Origin of the sequence: Micromonospora sp. A200 (genome assembly GCF_029893845.1) — a bacterium.
Lineage (GTDB): Bacteria > Actinomycetota > Actinomycetes > Mycobacteriales > Micromonosporaceae > Micromonospora > Micromonospora purpureochromogenes.
In genome coordinates, this window is sequence record NZ_JARXXY010000011.1 from 92705 (window position 1) to 110745 (window position 18041).

Sequence of the window (18041 nt, forward strand, 5' to 3'; positions counted from 1 at the left end):
CACTCACCGATGATGTCCCGCCCTGGCTGCTCAGCGCGGAAAGACCTCGAACTTGGGGGCCTTGCCGCCCGACGGGGGAACCCGGTAATGCCGCAGCGTGAAGCCCATCATCTCGCGGAAGGCGGGCGCGGCCACCGTGCCGCCCTCGCCGCCGGGGCTCCACACGAAGACCGCCACCACGTACCGGGGCTTCTCCGCCGGGGCCATCCCGATGAACGAGCCGACCTCGCCGGGCTGCTTGTCCCCGTCGACCAGCCGCCAGCCGGTGCCGGTCTTGCCGGCGACCCGGTAGCCGGGCACCGCCGCGGCCACGCCGGTCGCCCCGTCGACGGTGGTGACCGCCTCCAGGATGGTGCGCAGCGCGGCGGCGTTGGCCGGGCTGAGCACCGGCCGGGTGACCCGCGGCCCGGCGGGCGTCCGCTTCCCGTCCGCCCCGCTGATCACCTCCTTGATCAGGTGCGGCTGGACGTACGTGCCGTTGTTGGCGATGGTGGCGTACGCGGCGGCCATCTGCAGGGGCGTGGCGTCCACGCTGTGCCCGATCGGCACCGACCCGGCCGACGAATCGCTCCACTCGTCGGCGGGCAGCAGCCGCCCGGAGGCCTCCCCCGGCATCCCCTCGCCGGTGGGCTGCCCCAGCCCGAACCGCTTCTGGTAGTCGATCAGCCGGTCCGGGCCCAGCTCGTCGGCGATCTGGATGGTGCCGACGTTGGACGAGAAGGCCATCATCCCCGGCAGGCTCATCCGCCGTCCGTGCGCCTTGTGCGTGTCGGCGAAGGTCGTGTCGCCCTTGGTGATGGTGTTGGCGATGGGCAGGGTGGTGTCGGGAGTGATCACACCCTCCTGCAACGCCGCGCCGAAGGTGATCGCCTTGTGCACCGAGCCCGGGTCGACCACGAAGCTGGTCGCCGCGTCCTCCCGGTCGGTCGGCCGGCTCGGCTCCGGGTTGGCCGCGTTGTAGCTGGGGTGGCTGGCCTGGGCCAGCACCTCGCCGGTCGCCACGTCCAGCACCACGGCCGCGCCGACGCTGCCCCGGGTCTGCGCCATCTGCCGGCCGAGCACCTGCTGCACCTGGTACTGCAGGTCCCGGTCGATGGTGAGCACCAGCGAGCTGCCCGGCTTGGCCGGGGTGGTCTGGCTGTAGCCGCCGGGGATGGGGGCGTCCAGGTCGCCCTGGCCCGCCTCGTAGACGCGCCGGCCGTCCTTGCCCTGGAGCACGTCGTCGTAGCGCGCCTCCAGCCCTTCCAGGCCGTTCATGTCCTGGCTGACGAAGCCGACCAGGTTGGCGGCCAGGTCGCCGCCGGGCACCTCGCGCCGCTCGTCGCGGTGGGTGCCGATGCCGGCGAGGTCGAGCGCCTCGATCTGCTTGGCCTTCGGGATGTCGACGCCCCGGGCCAGGTACTGGAACTGCGACTCGCCGCCGCCGGGCAGGCCGCGCCGCTTCATCTTCTCGGCCAGCTCGGAGGCGGGCACGCCGAGCAGCGGGGAGAGCAGGCGGGCGGTGGTCGCCCGGTCCTTGACCTGGGTCGGGTCGGCGAAGACGTACCGGGCCTCGACGCTGCGGGCCAGCGGCGCGCCGGTGCGGTCGACGATGGCGCCGCGCGGGGCGGGCAGGTCGACCCGGGTGAGCCGGGAGTCGATGCCCCCACCCGCGTACGCCGGGGTGTCCACCGCCTGGAGGAAGACCAGTCGGATGCCGATGGTGACGAAGAGCGCCAGCACGAGCATGGTGCCCAGCCGCAGCCGGCGGCGCGGCTCGGCCAGCTTCGGCGGCCGGCGGGGCTTGCGGGCGGGGCGGCGGGCCGCCGGACGGTCCGGCCGGCGCGGTGCGCGCTTGCCGGCCCGGCGGCGCGGCGGGGCCAGCTCCTCCTCGTCGTCGTCGGTCCAGGCCGGCCGCGTCGGGACGGTGCGGATGACGCCGGCCCGGGCGACCGGGGCGGCCTCCCGCCGCCCGGCGCGGGCTCCCGCCCGGCCGCCGTCGAGCACCTGCAAGGCCGGGCGGAACGGGTCGCCGGAGCGACCCGCCCGGGGGGTACGCCGCTGGCCGGCCCGCTCCTCACGGCCGCCGGTCCGCTCCTCGCCGCTCTCCCGGATGGTCCGGCCCCGGGGGGTGTACGCCCGGGCGTCGGAGATCCCGCCGATCCCCGGCTCGCCGGTGCGCGGGTCCCCGCCCCGACCGGCCCGGGACGGGCCGCGCCGGGAGCCCGTGGTGGGGTCCCGGCGCGGTTCGTCCGATCTCGGCGGCACTGCTATCCCCCGTTGCCCTGCTGGCTGGTGATCGCCGGCTGCCCGTCGGCGGGCTGCGGCACGCCGATCATCCGGCCGTCCGGCAGCCGGATGTAGGCCGGCTCACCGGCCTCGACCAGGCCGAGCTTGCGCGCCTCGGCGGTCAGGTTGCCCGGCGCCCGGGCCTCCTCGATCTGCTTGTTCAGCTGCTGCTCGTCCACGTCGAGGCGGGCCTGCTGCTGCTGGAGCTGCTGGAGCTTGAAGGCGTTCTCGTTGATCTTCGTGTTGACGGCCAGGATGCCCAGCACCCCGCCGACGACCAGCACCACGATCAGCGCCGCGAACGGCGCCCGCGGCACCCGCACCGGCGGCGGCGGAGCGACCCGCAGCCGGGGCCGGGCGGCCGTGGTGTCGGCGACCTTCTCGGCCGGCCGCAGCGCGGCGTTGCCCTGGACCGGGAACTCGCGCGCCCCCCGGGCGCGAGTCTCCCCCTGCCGGCCGGCGAGGTTCGCCGGCTTGTCGCCGCGCGTGGTGCGCTGCGCCGCGGTCCGGCCCCCCGACCGCGGTGCGCGCTGCCCGACGGCCTCCCGGCCGTCGCGCTTGTTGACGTTCATGTTCCCTCCCCCTCTTCGTCCGTCCCTCTGCCGTCCCCCGGCGCCGACCCAAGGTCCACTGTGGAACCCGGCGTCGACCCCGTCCCCGGTTGGTGCATCGCCTTGACCCGGCGGCGGTACCGTTCGCGGTCGGTCCGCCCCTGCTGCTCGGTGGCCGGGTCGAGTCGCTCCGCGGCCCGCAGGCGCACCGAGGCGGCGCGCGGGTTCACGGCGACCTCCGCCTCCCCGGGAAGCTCGGCGCCCCGGCTGAGCAGCCGGAACGTCGGGCCCGACCCGGGAAGTTCCACCGGAAGGTCGATCGGGCCCTTACTGCGGACCCGGTCGGCGAGCGCCTGCTTGGTGAGCCGGTCCTCCAGCGAGTGGTAGGACAGGACCACCATGCGGCCGCCCACGTTGAGCTTGTCCAGAGCGGCCGGCAGCGCCGTCTCCAGCGCTGCCAGCTCCCTGTTTACCTCGATCCGTAAAGCCTGAAACGTTCTCTTGGCCGGGTGTCCACCCGTTCGTCGGGCTGGTGCCGGAATGCTCTCCCTGACCAGCTCGGCGAGCCGGGCCGAGGAGGTGATCCGGCCGCGCTCACGCTCCCGGAGGATCGCCGAGGCGATCCGCCCGGCGAACTTCTCCTCGCCGTAGACCCGCAGCACCCGGGCCAGGTCCGGGTGCGAGTAGGTGTTGACCACCTCCTCGGCGGTCACCCCCCGGGTCTGGTCCATCCGCATGTCCAGCGGCGCGTCCTGGGCGTACGCGAACCCGCGGTCGGGCGCGTCCAGCTGCAACGAGGAGACCCCCAGGTCGAACAGGATCCCGTCGATGCCCGGGTAGCCGAGCTGCTCCAGCACCTCGGGCAGCTCGTCGTAGACGGCGTGCACCAGGTGGATCCGGTCGGCGAAGCGAGCCAGCCGGACCCGCGCGTGGGCGAGGGCCTCGGTGTCCCGGTCCAGGCCGATCAGCACCGTCCGCGGGTGCCGTTCCAGCACCGCCTCGGCGTGCCCGGCCAGCCCCAGCGTCGCGTCGACGTGCACCGTCCGGTCACCCCGGTCCAGCGCGGGGGCCAGCAACTCGAGACACCTCTCGAGCAGCACCGGCACGTGCGTGCCGCGTAGCTCCCCCATGTCGACCCCCACTGGTTGAAAGTTCCGTTCGGTCCTGCGACCCTGCTCGTCGGACGACGCCGTCCCGTCGTACCGCCAGATCCCCATCCGCTCCCGCTTCGCCTCCCGGGGCCGCGGCCCCGGAGACTGATCGTGCGCCTGGCACCGGGGAAGGGGTGCCAGGAACTCGAAAGCGGCTGGAGATCTCGCAGTACGTCGGGCGTCGTCACGCCCTACAGGCCGCCGGGCAGCACCCCCTCCTCGATGTCGGCGAAGTCGTCTTCGCTCTCGGCGAGATAGGTCTCCCAGGCCGCCTTGTCCCAGATCTCCACCCGGGTGCTCGCCCCGATCACCACCAGGTCCCGGTCGAGCGCGGCGTACGACCGGAGGTGGGCCGGGATGGTGACCCGTCCCTGCTTGTCGGGGACCTCGTCGTGCGCGCTGGCGAAGAAGACCCGGCTGTAGGCCCGGGCCGCCTTGTGCGTCATGGGTTGCGCGCGCAACTGGTCGGCGATCCGCTGGAACTCGGGCGTGGGGAAGACGTAGAGGCAGCGCTCCTGCCCTTTGGTGATCACGACACCCCCCGCCAGCTCGTCCCGGAACTTCGCCGGAAGGATCAACCGGCCTTTGTCGTCCAGGCGCGGAGTGTGGGTGCCGAGGAACATCGGCCCTACCCCCTCGCCCTTTAGCGGCGTTCGCGGCGCCGCTGACCCCCCGGGCCGGTGGGCCCTCCCGGCCTCACCATCGCGCCCCACTCTACTCCACTTCCCTCCACCTGCAACCAGAAACGCCCGCGTGGCGCGCCGCTCCGCCGGGCAAAAGCGCACGTCAGGAGGGGTGGAGCGGAGTGGAGGGCCGGAGCACCCCCCGCGCCGCGTCCGCTACCCGACATAGGTCGACTCCGACCGGCGGAGCGCGGGGCGACCGGACGCCCGAGAAGGGTCCGGCCGAACGGTTCGCCGTCGGCGGCGATCTGGTGGGCGTGCGGGTCCGGTAACCTCGCTCGGGTGACGGACGCGAAGATGCCCCTGCGGGCAAAGGTGGCCAGCTCCGTGTCCCGGACGGCCGCGGCCCTGTCGCGCGCCGCCGGCCGGGGCGACGGCTCGGTGATCGGCGGCTGGATCGGGCTGAAGATCGATCCCGACCTGCTGGCCCACCTCTCCGCCGGCCGCGCCATCGCGCTGGTCTCCGGCACCAACGGCAAGACCACCACCACCCGGCTCGCCGCTGCCGCCGTCGGGGTGCTCGGTCGGGTGGCCACCAACTCCTTCGGCGCCAACATGCCGACCGGCCACACCTCCGCCCTGGCCAAGGCGGGCAGCACCCCGTACGCGGTGCTGGAGGTCGACGAGCACTACCTCGCGCAGGTGCTGGAGGCCACCGAGCCGCACGTGGTGGCGCTGCTCAACCTCTCCCGCGACCAGCTGGACCGGGCCAAGGAGGTCGCCATGATGGCGCAGCTCTGGCGCGCGGCGCTGGTCCGGCACGCCGACGTGCGGGTGGTGGCCAACGCCGACGACCCGATGGTGGTCTGGGCGGCCACCCCGCCGGCCGACCCGGCGCGCGGGGTCAACCCGCCGCACGTCACCTGGTTCAGCGCCGGCCAGCGCTGGCACGACGACTCCTGGGTCTGCCCGGAATGCGGCTCCACCATCCAGCGCTCAGGAGAGCAGTGGTGGTGCACCGGCTGCCCGCTGCGCCGGCCCGAGCCGCAGTGGACCGTGGAGGACGAGGGCGTCCTCGATCCCACCGGCGCCTGGCACAAGGTGGCCCTCCAGCTCCCCGGCAAGGTCAACATCGGCAACGCGGCCACCGCGCTGGCCGTCGCCGCCGAGTTCGGGGTACGCCCCGTCGACGCGGTCTCCCGGCTGGGCACGGTCACCTCGGTCGCCGGCCGCTACGCCCAGGTCGACCGGGACGGGCGCAACATCCGGCTGCTGCTGGCCAAGAACCCGGCCAGCTGGCTGGAGGCGTTCGACATGGCCGACGTTGCGCCGACGCTGCTCTCCATCAACGCCCGCGACCCCGACGGGCTGGACACCTCCTGGCTCTTCGACGTCGACTTCGCCCCGCTGCGCGGCCGGCAGGTGCTGATCACCGGCGACCGGGCGTACGACCTGGCGGTCCGGCTCGACGTCAACGCCGTGCCGTTCCAGCACGTGCGGACGTTCGACGAGGCGGTCCGGGCGGTCCCGCCGGGCCGGCTGGAGGTCATCGCGAACTACACCGCCTTCCAGGACATCCGAGCGGAGTTGGACCGTGTCAACTGAGAGCCTGCGCATCGTCTGGATCTACCCCGACCTGCTCTCCACCTACGGCGACCGGGGCAACATGCTGATCCTGGCCCGCCGGGCGCAGCTGCGCGGGATGCCGGTCGAGGTGCTGGAGGTCCGCTCCGACCAGCGGCTGCCCGCCACCGCCGACATCTACCTGATCGGCGGCGGCGAGGACGGCCCGCAGGCGCTGGGAGCGCAGCGGCTGATCGCCGACGGCGGCCTGCACCGGGCAGTCGCCCAGGGCTCGGTGGTCTTCGGCGTCTGCGCCGGCTACCAGCTGCTCGGCACCTCCTTCTTCGCCAAGGGCACCAAGTGCGCCGGGCTGGAGCTGCTCGACCTCTCCTCCGACCGTGGCCCCACCCGGGCCGTGGGCGAACTGGCCGGCGAGATCGACCCGCGGCTGGGCGTACCGGCGCTGTCCGGGTTCGAGAACCACGGCGGGCGCACCCACCTCGGCCCCGGCGTCTCGCCGCTGGCCCGGGTCACCGCCGGGGTCGGCAACGACGGCGCCACCGAGGGCGCCTGGCGCGGCAAGCTGCTCGGCACGTACTCGCACGGGCCGGCGCTGGCCCGCAACCCGGCCCTGGCCGACCTGCTGCTGCGCTGGGCCGCCGGGGTGCACCAGCTCCCGCCGCTGGACGACACCTGGGCCGACCGGCTCCGCTCCGAGCGCCGCGCCGCGGTGGCCGCCGCCGACCGGGCATGATCCACGCCGTCCGGCGGCTGCTCCGCCAGCCGTCCGGGCGTCGCTTCGCCGCGCTGCTGCTCCTGCTCGCCGGCTTCGGGGTGCTGCTGCTGGTGGCGCCCCGGCCGGACGTCGCCCGGCTGCCGCGCCTCGCCGACTCCCTCGGCGGGTACGCCCCGCTCGCGGCGATCGCCGCCGGGGCGGTGCTGCTGGTCGCGCTGGTCCCCCGGACCTTCGTCACGCTGGCCTCCGGCGCCATCTTCGGCCCCCTGGAGGGCGCCGCGTACGCGCTCGGCGCGGCCCTGTTCGCCGCGGCGATCGGCTTCGCGGTCGGCCGGGCGCTGGGCCGGGAGTTCGTCGCGGAACACCTCCGGGGCCGGCTGGCCCGGCTCGACGGCTGGTTCGCCCGGCAGAGCGTGCTGGGGGTGATCACCGTCCGGCTGTTGCCCATCGCCGGCTTCGGCCTGGTCAGCTACGGCTACGGCACCACCGGCGCGCGGGTGCTGCCGTTCCTCGCCGGCAGCGTGCTCGCCTCCGCCCCGACCGCGTTCGGCTACGCCGCGATCGGCGCGGCGGTCAGCTCGCCGGGCGAGGTCAACTGGTACGCCGCCGCCCCCGCCAGCCTCGGCCTGATCGCCAGCGCCGTGCTGATCCACCGCTGGTGGCGGGCCGAACGGCAGCGCCGGCTCGCTGCGACGGAGCCGCGACCGTGACGGGTGGGGACCGGCCGCCGCGCCGCGCCGGCGTGACCGGCGCCGACGGACAGGCCGCCGAGGTGGCCGGCGCCGACCCGGCTGAGCTGGGCCGGCGCTGCCGGCTGCTCTGCGACGGCTACGACGCGGCCGCCGCCGGACCGGATCCGGTACCGCTCCCCCGGGACGAGTTGGTCACCGTCATGCTCGACCAGATCGAGGGCACCTGGCGGGGCATCGACGCCGGCGCGGACCGGGACGAGCCCGGCATGCGCCGGCTGCGCGCGGCCGGCGCGGTCGACGGGGTACGCCGCTGGCAGGACTGGCTGCGCACCCACCGGCGCACCGTGGAGTCGACCCTGCACGCCTGAAGCCCGCTGCGCCCCCGGCCGTGGATGGCCCGGGCGTGTCGCGGCCCGAAGTGCACGTGGCCGAGGAGCGTGATGACTGTGCGGCATAAATATGCCCCACAGTCATCACGCTCGTCTTGGCGTGCGCCACCACGGCCATCACGCTCCGTGCCCCGGCCTTCCGGGCGGCGTTTCCCGATGGACCGGGCCGCACCGCTCTTGTCCCGGCCTCCGGGCGGCGTTTCCCGATGGACCGGGCCGCGCCCGACCGCTGCGGGACTGGGCCGCGCCCGACCGCCGCGGGGCCGGGTGGGTCATTCCGACGGGTGGACCAGCCTCGCCTCGTAGGCGGCGATGACCAGGTGCACCCGGTCGCGGGCGCCGAGCTTGGTGAAGAGCCGGGCCACGTGCGCCTTGGCGGTGGCCGCGCTGATCACCAGCTCGCCGGCGATCTCGGCGTTCGACATCCCCCGCCCGACCAGGGTCAGGACCTCCCGTTCCCGGTCGGTCACCCCGACCAGGGCGCGCGGTCGGGCCGGCGGGCCGGGTCGGCGGGCGAACTCGGCGATGAGCCGGCGGGTGACGCCGGGCGCGATCAGCGCGTCCCCGGCGGCCACCACCCGGATCGCGGCGAGGATGTCGTCGAGGGCCATGTCCTTGACCAGGAACCCACTGGCGCCGGCCCGCAGCGCGGCGTGCACGTGCTCGTCGTCGTCGAACGTGGTGAGCACCAGGACGCGGGTCGGCCCGCCGGGCGCGGTGATCGCGCGGGTGGCCTGGATGCCGTCCGTGCCGGGCATCCGCAGGTCCCCCCGAGGAGGGATGGCTGTTCGTGGTGCTCGCCGCCGGCAGCGTCGGGGCCGTGATGATCGCCAGCGAGTACGCCAGCGGGCAGATCCGCACCACCTTCGCGGCCGTACCCGCGCGGTGGGCGGTGGCCGCCGCGAAGGTGGTGGTGCTCGCGGCGGTGATGACGGCCGTCGGCGCGCTGGCCTCGGGCGGCGCGTTCTGGCTCTCCCAGGCGATCCTCGCCGACCGGCACGCCGGCGCGTCGATCTCCGATCCCGGCGCGCTGCGCGCGGTGGTCGCGTCGGCGCTGCTGGTGCCGGTCTGCGCGCTGGCCGGGCTGGGCATCGGCGCCCTCGTCCGGCACACCGCTCCGGCGATCGTCACCACCACGGCGGTGCTGCTCCTGCTGCCGCTGGCGTTCGACACGCGCCACCGGTGGACCGCCGCCGTCAACCACGCGCAGCCGGTCCCCGCCTGGGAACGGCTGGTGGAGATCGTCCCGTTCCCGAACTACGACGGCTGGGTGGCCACGATTTCCACCTCCTGGACCGTCTTCGCCGCCTGGTCCCTGACCGCCACCCTGGCCACCCTCATCGCCCTCCACCACCGCGACCCCTGACCCACCCACCCCGGCCCAAGACCTGCCCACTTTCACGGAAAGAGTGGCTATTCCGCGCGGAATAGCCACTCTTTCCGTGAAACTGCAAGCCCCCGGCCGGGGGCGGCGGAGTCAGGCGACTACGGAGACCATGCGGCCCTTGACGACGATGACCTTGCGGGGTTCCTTGCCGGCCAGCGGGCCGGCGACCGCCTCCAGGGCCGCCGCGCGGACGGTCTCCTCGGACGCGTCGGCGGGGACCTCGACCCGGCCCCGGACCTTGCCGTTGATCTGCACCGGGTACGTCACCGTCTCGGCGACCAGCAGCGCCGGGTCGGCGGTCGGGAAGTCCGCGTACGTCAGCGAGGTCTCGTGCCCCATCCGCCGCCACAGCTCCTCGGCCACGTGCGGGGCGAACGGCGCCAGCATCAGCACCAGCGGCTCGGCCACCTCGCGCGGGGTCTCCGACAGCCGGGTCAGCCCGTTGGTCAGCTCGATCAGCTTGGCGATCGCGGTGTTGAACCGGATCGCCTCCATGTCGCCGCGGACCCCGTCGACGACCTTGTGCAGCAGCCGTCGGGTCGCCTCGTCGGCCGGGGCGTCGGTGACCCGCAGCGCGCCGGTCTGCTCGTCGACGATCGCCCGCCAGACCCGCTGCAGGAACCGGTACGACCCGACGACCGCCCGGGTCTCCCACGGGCGGGACACCTCCAGCGGACCCATCGACATCTCGTAGACCCGGAACGTGTCGGCGCCGTACGCGGCGCACATCTCGTCGGGCGTGACGACGTTCTTCAGGGACTTGCCCATCTTGCCGTACTCGCGCTTGACCTGGGTGTCGCCCAGGTAGAAGCCGCCGTCGCGCTCGATCACGTCCTCGGCCGGCACGTAGGCGCCCCGGGCGTCGGTGTACGCGTACGCCTGGATGTAGCCCTGGTTGAACAGCTTGCGGAACGGCTCGAACGACGAGACGTGGCCCAGGTCGTACAGCACCTTGTGCCAGAAGCGGGCGTACAGCAGGTGCAGCACGGCGTGCTCGGCGCCGCCGACGTACATGTCGGTGCCGCCGCAGTCGCCCTCGCCGCGCGGGCCCATCCAGTACCGCTCGTTCTCCGCGTCGACGAACCGCTCGGAGTTGGTCGGGTCCAGGTAGCGCAGCTCGTACCAGCAGGAGCCGGCCCACTGCGGCATCACGTTGGTCTCGCGGGTGTAGCGCTTCGGGCCGTCACCCAGGTCCAGCTCCACCTCGACCCAGTCGCGCCGCCGCGACAGCGGAGTCTCCGGGTTGCTGTCGGCGTCGTCGGCGTCGAAGGTGCGCGGCGAGAAGTCGTCCACCTCGGGCAGCTCGACCGGCAGCATCTCCTCGGGCAGCGCGATCGCCGCTCCGGTCTTGTCGTACACGATCGGGAACGGCTCGCCCCAGTAGCGCTGCCGGGAGAACAGCCAGTCGCGCAGCCGGTAGGTGACCGCGCCGGCGCCGTGCCCGTTGGCCTCCAGCCACTCGATGATCGCCGCCTTGGCGTCGGCGACCCCCAGGCCGTTCAGGTCCAGGCCGCGGTCGGGCGCGGCGCTGTTGATCGCCGGGCCGTCCCCGGTGTACGCCTTGCCGTCGAAGCCCTCCGACGGCTGCACGGTCCGCACGATCGGCAGCTCGAAGACCTCGGCGAACGCCCAGTCCCGCTCGTCCTGCGCGGGCACCGCCATGATCGCGCCGGTGCCGTAGCCGGCCAGCACGTAGTCGGCGATGAAGATCGGGATCTGCCCGCCGGTGACCGGGTTGACGGCGAACGCGCCGACGAAGACGCCGGTCTTCTCCTTCGTGTCGGCCTGCCGCTCGACGTCGGTCTTGGCCGCCGCCGCCTTCCGGTACGCCTCCACGGCCGCGCGCGGGTTGGCGTGCCCGCCGGTCCAGGCGTCCTTCGTCCCGGCCGGCCAGGCCGCCGGCACCAGCGCGTCGACCAGCTCGTGCTCCGGGGCCAGCACCATGTAGGTGGCGCCGAAGATGGTGTCCGGCCGGGTCGTGAACACCCGGATCGGCTCCCGCTCGGTGGGGAAGTCGATGTGCGCGCCCTGGGAGCGGCCGATCCAGTTGCGCTGCATCAGCTTGATCGGCTCGGGCCAGTCCAGGGTGTCCAGGTCGTCCAGCAGCCGGTCGCCGTACGCGGTGATCCGCATCATCCACTGCTTCAGGTTGCGCTTGAAGACCGGGAAGTTGCCCCGCTCGGAGCGGCCGTCGGCAGTGACCTCCTCGTTGGCCAGCACGGTGCCCAGCCCGGGGCACCAGTTCACCGGGGCCTGCGAGACGTACGCCAGCCGGTGGTCGTCGACGATCGTCCGCCGCTCGGCCACGGTCAGCTCGGCCCAGGGCCGGCCGTCCGGGGTGGGGCGGTTGCCGCCCTCGAATTCGGCGATCAGCTCGGCGATCGGGCGGGCCCTGCGCACGTCCGGGTCGTACCAGGAGTTGAAGATCTGCAGGAAGATCCACTGGGTCCAGCGGTAGAAGTCGGTGTCGATGGTCGCCACCGAGCGGCGCTCGTCGTGGGCCAGCCCCAGCCGGCGCAGCTGCGCCTTGTACCGCTCGATGTTCGCCACCGTGGTGGTCCGCGGGTGGGTGCCGGTCTGCACCGCGTACTGCTCGGCGGGCAGCCCGAACGCGTCGAAGCCCATCGCGTGCAGCACGTTGCGCCCGGCCATCCGCTGGTAGCGGGCGAAGCAGTCGGTGCCGATGTAGCCCAGCGGGTGGCCGACGTGCAGGCCGGCGCCCGACGGGTACGGGAACATGTCCAGCACGTACAGCTTCTCCGCGCCGGCCCGGGGGTGGTCCGGGTCGGCCAGCGGGCCGGTCGGGTTCGGGGCGTGGAAGGTGCCCTCACGCGCCCAGACGTCCTGCCAACGCTGCTCGATCTCGTCGGCCAGGGCCGCGGTGTACCGGTGGGGGGGAATGTCGCCCGCCGGTGCGGCTGCCTCACTCATGGCGTCTCCTCGCTTCGCTCGTCGCCGCCGGCCGTGCGCGGCCGGGCTGGGTGCTGACCTCGCTCGGCGTGGTCATGGGTCGGTATGGGGAGTGGATCCGCTCTCGGTGCGGCCCGCCCGGGCGGGCCCGGGGCACACGCCGGCCGGCGGAGGGCACAAAAAAGCCCCTCGCGCAGGAGGGGCCGCCGTGCTGTCGCGCGTCAGCGCATCAGCACGGCCCGGTAAGAAGCAGGAAGACTCCGGCCATGTCCGGCAGTGTACCTCGCCCCCGGGCGTACGGGTGGCCCGCCACTGCGGGGTCGGCGCCGGGCCGGCCGGGGCCACCCCCGCCGGGGCCCGCGCCGGTGCCCATCGTGATCATGGTGGGCACCGACAGCGACCGTCAGGTCCCCCGTTGCGGTGGATATTCGGGGCGTAACCGACCGTCTACCTGCGGGGGTCGGCGACAACGAGAAACATGGTTAGCCTGAGAACCAGTGAGATTTCTGCGGCAGACGTGGCTCGGCGTCGCGAACCCAACGGCGGGTCCAGGTGCTCTATACAGAGCTGCCGTTCCGGCGACGAGGAGGAGGCCCGTGACACAACAGACCTGGGACGAGGTGGGCGGCCTGCTGCCGCACGACCAGTTCCGCGCCGCCAGCGAAGCCATCGTGGCCAACATCGAGCAGGTCATCGAAGGCAAGACCGCGACCGTGCGCCTCGCCCTGGCCGTCCTGCTCGCCGAGGGACACCTCCTGATCGAGGACGTGCCGGGTGTCGGCAAGACCAAGCTGGCCAAGGCCCTCGCCCGCTCGATCGACTGCTCGGTCCGGCGCATCCAGTTCACCCCCGACCTGCTGCCCAGCGACGTCACCGGGGTCAGCGTCTACAACCAGGAGACGCACGACTTCGAGTTCCGGCCGGGCGCCGTCTTCGCCAACCTGGTGGTCGGCGACGAGATCAACCGGGCCTCGCCGAAGACCCAGTCCGCGCTGCTCGAGTGCATGGAGGAGCGGCAGGTCACCGTCGACGGGGTCACCTACCAGCTCCAGACGCCGTTCATGGTGATCGCCACCCAGAACCCGATCGAGATGGAGGGGACGTACCCCCTGCCGGAGGCCCAGCGCGACCGGTTCACCGCCCGGATCGCCATGGGCTACCCGGACCCCGGCGCCGAGCTGGCCATGCTGGACGGCCACGGCGCCACCGACCCGCTGCAGGAGCTGCGCCCGGTCTCCGACGCCGCGACGGTGCGCCAGCTGATCGCCACGGTCCGGCAGGTGCACGTCGCGGACGCGGTCAAGCAGTACGCGGTGGACCTGGTCACCGCCACCCGCGAGGCCCCCGACCTGCGCCTCGGCGCCTCCCCCCGGGCCACGCTCCAGCTGCTGCGGACCGCCCGCGCGGTCGCCGCGCTGGAGGGTCGGGACTACGTGCTCCCCGACGACCTGCAGGCGCTGGCGGTGCCGGTGCTGGCGCACCGGATCATCCCGACCGCCGACGCCCAGCTGGCCCGGCGCACCACCGACGCGATCGTCTCGGAGCTGGTGCACCGGCTGGCGCTGCCGCAGGAGCGCAAGCGCACCCCGTACGACACGCCGCGGCCCGCCGCGGGCAACGGCCGCGGGCCGTACGAGCCGCGGAGGCCCTGAGGTGCGCGACGGGCTGCGCGGCCTGACCGCCCGCGGCCGCTCGTTCCTGGCGGCCGCGATCGCGGCGGCGGTCTCCGCCGGCCTCCTCGGCGAGAAGGACCTGCTGCGGGTGGCCGTGCTGCTCGCCGTCCTGCCGCTGCTCGCCGCGCTCTACGTCGGGCGCAGCCGCTACAAGCTGGCCTGCAACAGGTCGCTGGAGCCGCACCGGGTGCCGGTCGGGGCGAGCTCCCGGGTGGTGCTGCGCCTGCAGAACATGTCCCGCCTGCCCACCGGCACCCTGCTGCTGGAGGACCGGCTGCCGTACGCGCTGGGCAGCCGGCCCCGGGTGGTGCTGGAGCGGCTCGGCGCGCACCAGGCCAGCTCGGTCGCGTACACGGTCCGCGCCGACGTGCGCGGCCGGTACGAGGTGGGCCCGCTGGTGGTCCGGCTGACCGACCCGTTCGGGCTCTGCGAGCTGACCCGGGCCTTCCCCAGCACCGACCACCTGACCGTGATCCCCCAGGTCACCCCGCTGCCGACGGTGCGCCTCCCCGGCGAGTACGCCGGCAGCGGCGACAGCCGGGCCCGGTCGGTGGCGGTGCACGGCGAGGACGACGCCGCCACCCGGGAGTACCGGGTCGGCGACGACCTGCGCCGGGTGCACTGGAAGTCGACCGCCCGCACCGGTGAGCTGATGGTGCGCCGCGAGGAGCAGCCCTGGGAGAGCCGGGCCACCGTCGTGCTGGACACCCGGGCGTTCGGCCACCGCGGCGACGGCCCGACCGCCAGCTTCGAGTGGGCGGTCTCCGCCGCCGCGAGCATCGCGGTGCACCTGCGCCAGTCCGGTTACAAGCTGCGGCTCGTCACCGGCTCCGGTGCGGACGTGGACGCCACCGAGGCCGCCGGGGACGGCCTGCTCCTGGACCACCTGGCGGACGTCCGCCTCGACCAGCGCGGCGAGGTCGCCACCCTGGTGCAGCGGGTCCGGCAACGCTCCGACGGCGGCCTGATCATCGCCCTGCTCGGTGCGGTGAGCACCGCCGAGGCCGAGCTGCTGGCCGGGCTGCGCGGCAACGGGGCGACCTGCGTCGCCTTCCTGTTGGACAGCTCCACCTGGCTCAACCTGCCCGAGAAGGCCCGCGCCGAGTCGGAACGGGCGCACGGCGCGGCCGCGCTCGCCCTGCTCCAGGGCGGCTGGCGGGTGATCGGGGTGGACCACGGCGGCCGGCTGCCGGCGCTCTGGCCGCAGGCCGCCCGGGGCTCGCAGGGCTTCGCGTTGCGCGCGGCGCTCGCCGAGACGGTCGCCGGCGGCGTCCGATGACGGAAAGGGTGACGTCGTGATCGCGTCCCGGAACCTCGGCTTCGTGGCCGCCGCGGCGACTCTGCTCGCCGCGGCGCCGCTGTCTTCGATCTTCCAGCGCTGGACCTGGCTGATCGAGGCCGCCATCGCGGTGGCCGTGGTCGCCGGGGTGGCCGCGCTGACCCGACTGGTCCGGGCTCCCCTGTGGGGCCAGGTGCTGGGCATGCTGGCCGGCCTGCTGCTCGCCCTGACCTGGCTCTTCCCGGGCGGCACCGAGCTGGTCGCGTTCCTGCCCACGCCGGCCACCCTGGCCCACTTCGGCGAGCTGTTGCAGGGCTCTTTCCAGGACATGCGCTCGTACGGCGTCGAGGTGCCGGACACCACCCCGCTGCTGTTCGTCACCGTGCTCGGGGTGGGCTCGGTGGCGATCATGGTGGACGTGCTCGCGGTGGGGCTGCGCCGTCCGGCGCTGGCCGGCCTGCCGATGCTGGCCATCTACTCGGTGCCGGTGGCGGTCTACGTGGACAGCGTGCCCGCGCTGCCGTTCGTGGTCGGCGCCTCCGGCTACCTGTGGCTGCTGGTCACCGACAACGTCGACCGGGTACGCCGGTTCGGCCGCCGGTTCACCGGCGAGGGACGCGACGTTGACGTCTGGGAGTCCTCCCCGCTGGCCGCGGCCGGCCGCCGGCTGGCGGTGGTGGGCGTGGCGCTGGCCGTGGTGCTCCCACTGGCCGTGCCCGGGATGACCGGAGGGCTGCTCGACCAGGTCAACTCGAACGGCAACGGCACCGGCAACGGGCGGCCCGGCCAGGGCGGCAGCCCCGGCCGGATCGACCTGTTCGCCGCGCTCAGCGGCCAGCTCAACCAGAGCGAGGTGGCCGAGATGGTCAAGGTCACCACCACCGAGCCGAGCCCCTTCTACCTGCGCTTCGGCGTCGCCGACGAGCTGCGGCCGGACGGCTTCCGGGTGCGCCCGCCCAACGGCCGGCGGGTGGACCGGGACCTGCCCGCCCCACCGGCCCGCCAGGGTGCCGAGCAGCAGCGGTACCGGGCCACGGTCGAGGTCACCCGCAACCTGGAGATGCCGTTCATGCCGGTGTACGCCGACCCGGTGAACGTCGACGGGCTCAGCCGCAACTGGCTCTACGACTCGAACCTCGGGGTGGTCTTCTCCAACCAGGACAACTCCCGGGGCAAGCGCTACTCCTTCGAATACGTCCGCTCGACGTTCACCCCGGCGGCGCTGCGCCGGGCCCGCTCCCTGCCCGCCGAGCACCCGATCGCCGTCCAGCAGACCCGGCGACCGGCGGTGCAGCAGGTCGACCTGCTGGTGTCCCGGCTGGTCGAGGGGAAGCGGAACGACTACGACAAGGTCCGGGCGATCTACGACTACTTCTCCCGGGAGAACGGCTTCAGCTACTCGCTGAGCACCAAGGGTGGCACCAGCGGCGAGGAGATCGTCGACTTCCTCACCAGCAAGGTCGGCTACTGCCAGCAGTACGCGGCGGCGATGGCCTGGCTGGTGCGCTCCGCCGGCATCCCGGCCCGGGTGGCGTTCGGCTTCACCAACGGCGCCAGCGCCGGCGACGACGCGTACGTGCTGACCAACCGCAACCTGCACGCCTGGACGGAGGTCTACTTCGACCAGCTGGGCTGGGTTCCGTTCGACGCGACCCCGGCGTACGCGGTGCAGGGCGCGAACCGCTCGGCCTGGGCCCCGGACAGTGACGCCCCGGACCCGGAACCCTCGGAGACCACCGCGCCCGGCGCCTCCCCCGAGGACCCGGCCGCCACGGCCGGGCCGGACCGGGAGGACGCCGCCGACCGGGACACCGACGCCGGCTTCGACGCGGCCGGCGGCGCCCCGACCCGGCGCGCGCCGAACTGGCCCTGGTGGACGGCAGGTGCCGTGCTGGCGCTGATCGCCCTGCTCTGTCTGCCGGCCCTGCGGCGGATGGCGCTGCGGCGTCGCCGGCACGGCCGGCCAGCCCGGGCGGTCGCCGCCGTCGCCGGCACCGGCGGCCCGGACGGGGCGGGCGGGGCGGCCGCCGACGCGCCCGGCATGGTCGTGCTCGGCGCGGACCACGACCGGGCCCGCGCCGACGCGCACGCGGCCTGGGACGAGCTGCTGGACACGCTGGTCGACTACCGGGTACGCGTGGACCGCACCGAGACGCCCCGGGCCACCGCCGAGCGGCTGGCCCGCGAGGCCGTCGCCGACGACACCGCGTCCGCGGCGGCGGTACGGCTGCTCGGCCGGGCGGAGGAGCGGGCCCGTTACGCCCGCGACCCGCTCACCGGCGAGCCGTTGCACCCGGCGTTGACGGCGGTCCGGGGCGCCCTCGCCGCCCGGTCGGACCGGCGCACCCGGTTCCTGGCGACCGTGCTGCCGCCGTCGGTGCTGCTGCGCTGGCGGCTGACGGTGGCGGACTCGTCCTCCCGGCTGGTGGCCAGCGGCGGGCGGACCCGCTCACGGTTGCTGCGCTGGAACCCGCGCCGGCTGCTCGCCGACCGCGCCACCCGCCGGGCCTGACCCGGCCCTCACCCGGCCACGTGCTCGGGGCCGCCCCGGCCCCGAGCACGTCTCGGCGTCCCGGGCGCCGCCGGGGGACCGGGCGGCACCGACGGGCCGGCCGCCGTCTGCGGCGGCACGCAATATCGCCGACATGGTGGCATTCCGCGCCTCCGGACCCCGCCACGACGCCGACACCGAGTCGATCACGACCGGTTGCCTCGGTGAGACGAAGGGGCACCCCGGCCCGCCCCGGACCAGACGGGCGGCGCGGCCGGCGCGTCCAGACCAGCAGGCCAGCGGGCCAGCGAGCCGCCAGGCCCGGGGG

13 protein-coding genes and 1 pseudogene are annotated in these 18041 nt (G+C 74.3%); 8 read left to right on the top strand and 6 right to left on the bottom strand.

All coding sequences use genetic code 11. The features are described 5' to 3' along the window. Positions 1-30: 30 nt before the first annotated feature. The 4 genes from M2302_RS13220 to mraZ form a co-directional block, all read right to left on the bottom strand. Complete coding sequence (locus M2302_RS13220) at positions 31-2247, bottom strand: penicillin-binding protein 2 (RefSeq protein WP_280838198.1); 2217 nt, start codon at positions 2245-2247, stop codon at positions 31-33. Positions 2248-2249: 2 nt separating this feature from the next. Further along, on the bottom strand, positions 2250-2840 hold the full coding sequence (locus tag M2302_RS13225) for a hypothetical protein (protein ID WP_280838199.1): 591 nt from the start codon (positions 2838-2840) through the stop codon (positions 2250-2252). After that, entirely contained in the window at positions 2837-3949 is a 1113-nt protein-coding gene (rsmH, locus tag M2302_RS13230; protein WP_280838200.1) for a 16S rRNA (cytosine(1402)-N(4))-methyltransferase RsmH, read from the bottom strand. Before rsmH ends, M2302_RS13225 begins: the two co-directional genes overlap by 4 nt. A gap of 212 nt (positions 3950-4161) precedes the next feature. Next, positions 4162-4593 (bottom strand): division/cell wall cluster transcriptional repressor MraZ, encoded by a 432-nt coding sequence (gene mraZ, locus M2302_RS13235; RefSeq protein ID WP_088961118.1) that lies wholly within the window; start codon positions 4591-4593, stop codon positions 4162-4164. Positions 4594-4950: 357 nt separating this feature from the next. Between mraZ and M2302_RS13240 the strand changes: the two genes are divergently transcribed. From M2302_RS13240 to M2302_RS13255, 4 genes are read left to right on the top strand one after another with little or no spacing between them, the layout of a single operon-like run. Beyond that, positions 4951-6198, top strand: coding sequence for a MurT ligase domain-containing protein (locus M2302_RS13240; protein ID WP_280838264.1), 1248 nt, complete (start codon positions 4951-4953; stop codon positions 6196-6198). After that, positions 6188-6910, top strand: a complete 723-nt coding sequence (locus M2302_RS13245) for a glutamine amidotransferase (RefSeq protein ID WP_280838201.1) — start codon at positions 6188-6190, stop codon at positions 6908-6910. The genes M2302_RS13240 and M2302_RS13245 overlap by 11 nt, the downstream gene beginning before the upstream one ends. Next, on the top strand, positions 6907-7602 hold the full coding sequence (locus M2302_RS13250) for a VTT domain-containing protein (RefSeq protein ID WP_280838202.1): 696 nt from the start codon (positions 6907-6909) through the stop codon (positions 7600-7602). Before M2302_RS13245 ends, M2302_RS13250 begins: the two co-directional genes overlap by 4 nt. Further along, on the top strand, positions 7599-7952 hold the full coding sequence (locus M2302_RS13255) for a hypothetical protein (RefSeq protein ID WP_280838203.1): 354 nt from the start codon (positions 7599-7601) through the stop codon (positions 7950-7952). Before M2302_RS13250 ends, M2302_RS13255 begins: the two co-directional genes overlap by 4 nt. A 293-nt stretch (positions 7953-8245) precedes the next feature. On the opposite strand, the pseudogene M2302_RS13260 reads toward M2302_RS13255, so the two are convergent. Further along, positions 8246-8740: pseudogene (locus M2302_RS13260) on the bottom strand (response regulator transcription factor); the annotation flags it as partial. Between the two features lie 23 nt (positions 8741-8763). Here M2302_RS13260 and M2302_RS13265 point away from each other — a divergent pair. Further along, a complete protein-coding gene (locus M2302_RS13265; protein WP_280838204.1) occupies positions 8764-9339 on the top strand; it encodes an ABC transporter permease in 576 nt (191 codons plus the stop codon). Positions 9340-9450: 111 nt separating this feature from the next. Here the strand turns inward: M2302_RS13265 and leuS are convergent, their stop codons facing one another. After that, a complete protein-coding gene (gene leuS, locus M2302_RS13270) occupies positions 9451-12291 on the bottom strand; it encodes a leucine--tRNA ligase (protein ID WP_280838205.1) in 2841 nt (946 codons plus the stop codon). Between the two features lie 575 nt (positions 12292-12866). Between leuS and M2302_RS13275 the strand changes: the two genes are divergently transcribed. The 3 genes from M2302_RS13275 to M2302_RS13285 are packed head-to-tail and all read left to right on the top strand — an operon-like array spanning position 12867 to position 17734. After that, on the top strand, positions 12867-13922 hold the full coding sequence (locus M2302_RS13275; protein ID WP_088961109.1) for a MoxR family ATPase: 1056 nt from the start codon (positions 12867-12869) through the stop codon (positions 13920-13922). Position 13923: 1 nt separating this feature from the next. Then, entirely contained in the window at positions 13924-15222 is a 1299-nt protein-coding gene (locus tag M2302_RS13280; RefSeq protein ID WP_280838206.1) for a DUF58 domain-containing protein, read from the top strand. A 16-nt stretch (positions 15223-15238) separates the two neighbouring features. Then, positions 15239-17734 (top strand): DUF3488 and transglutaminase-like domain-containing protein, encoded by a 2496-nt coding sequence (locus M2302_RS13285; protein WP_280838207.1) that lies wholly within the window; start codon positions 15239-15241, stop codon positions 17732-17734. Positions 17735-18041: the final 307 nt, after the last annotated feature.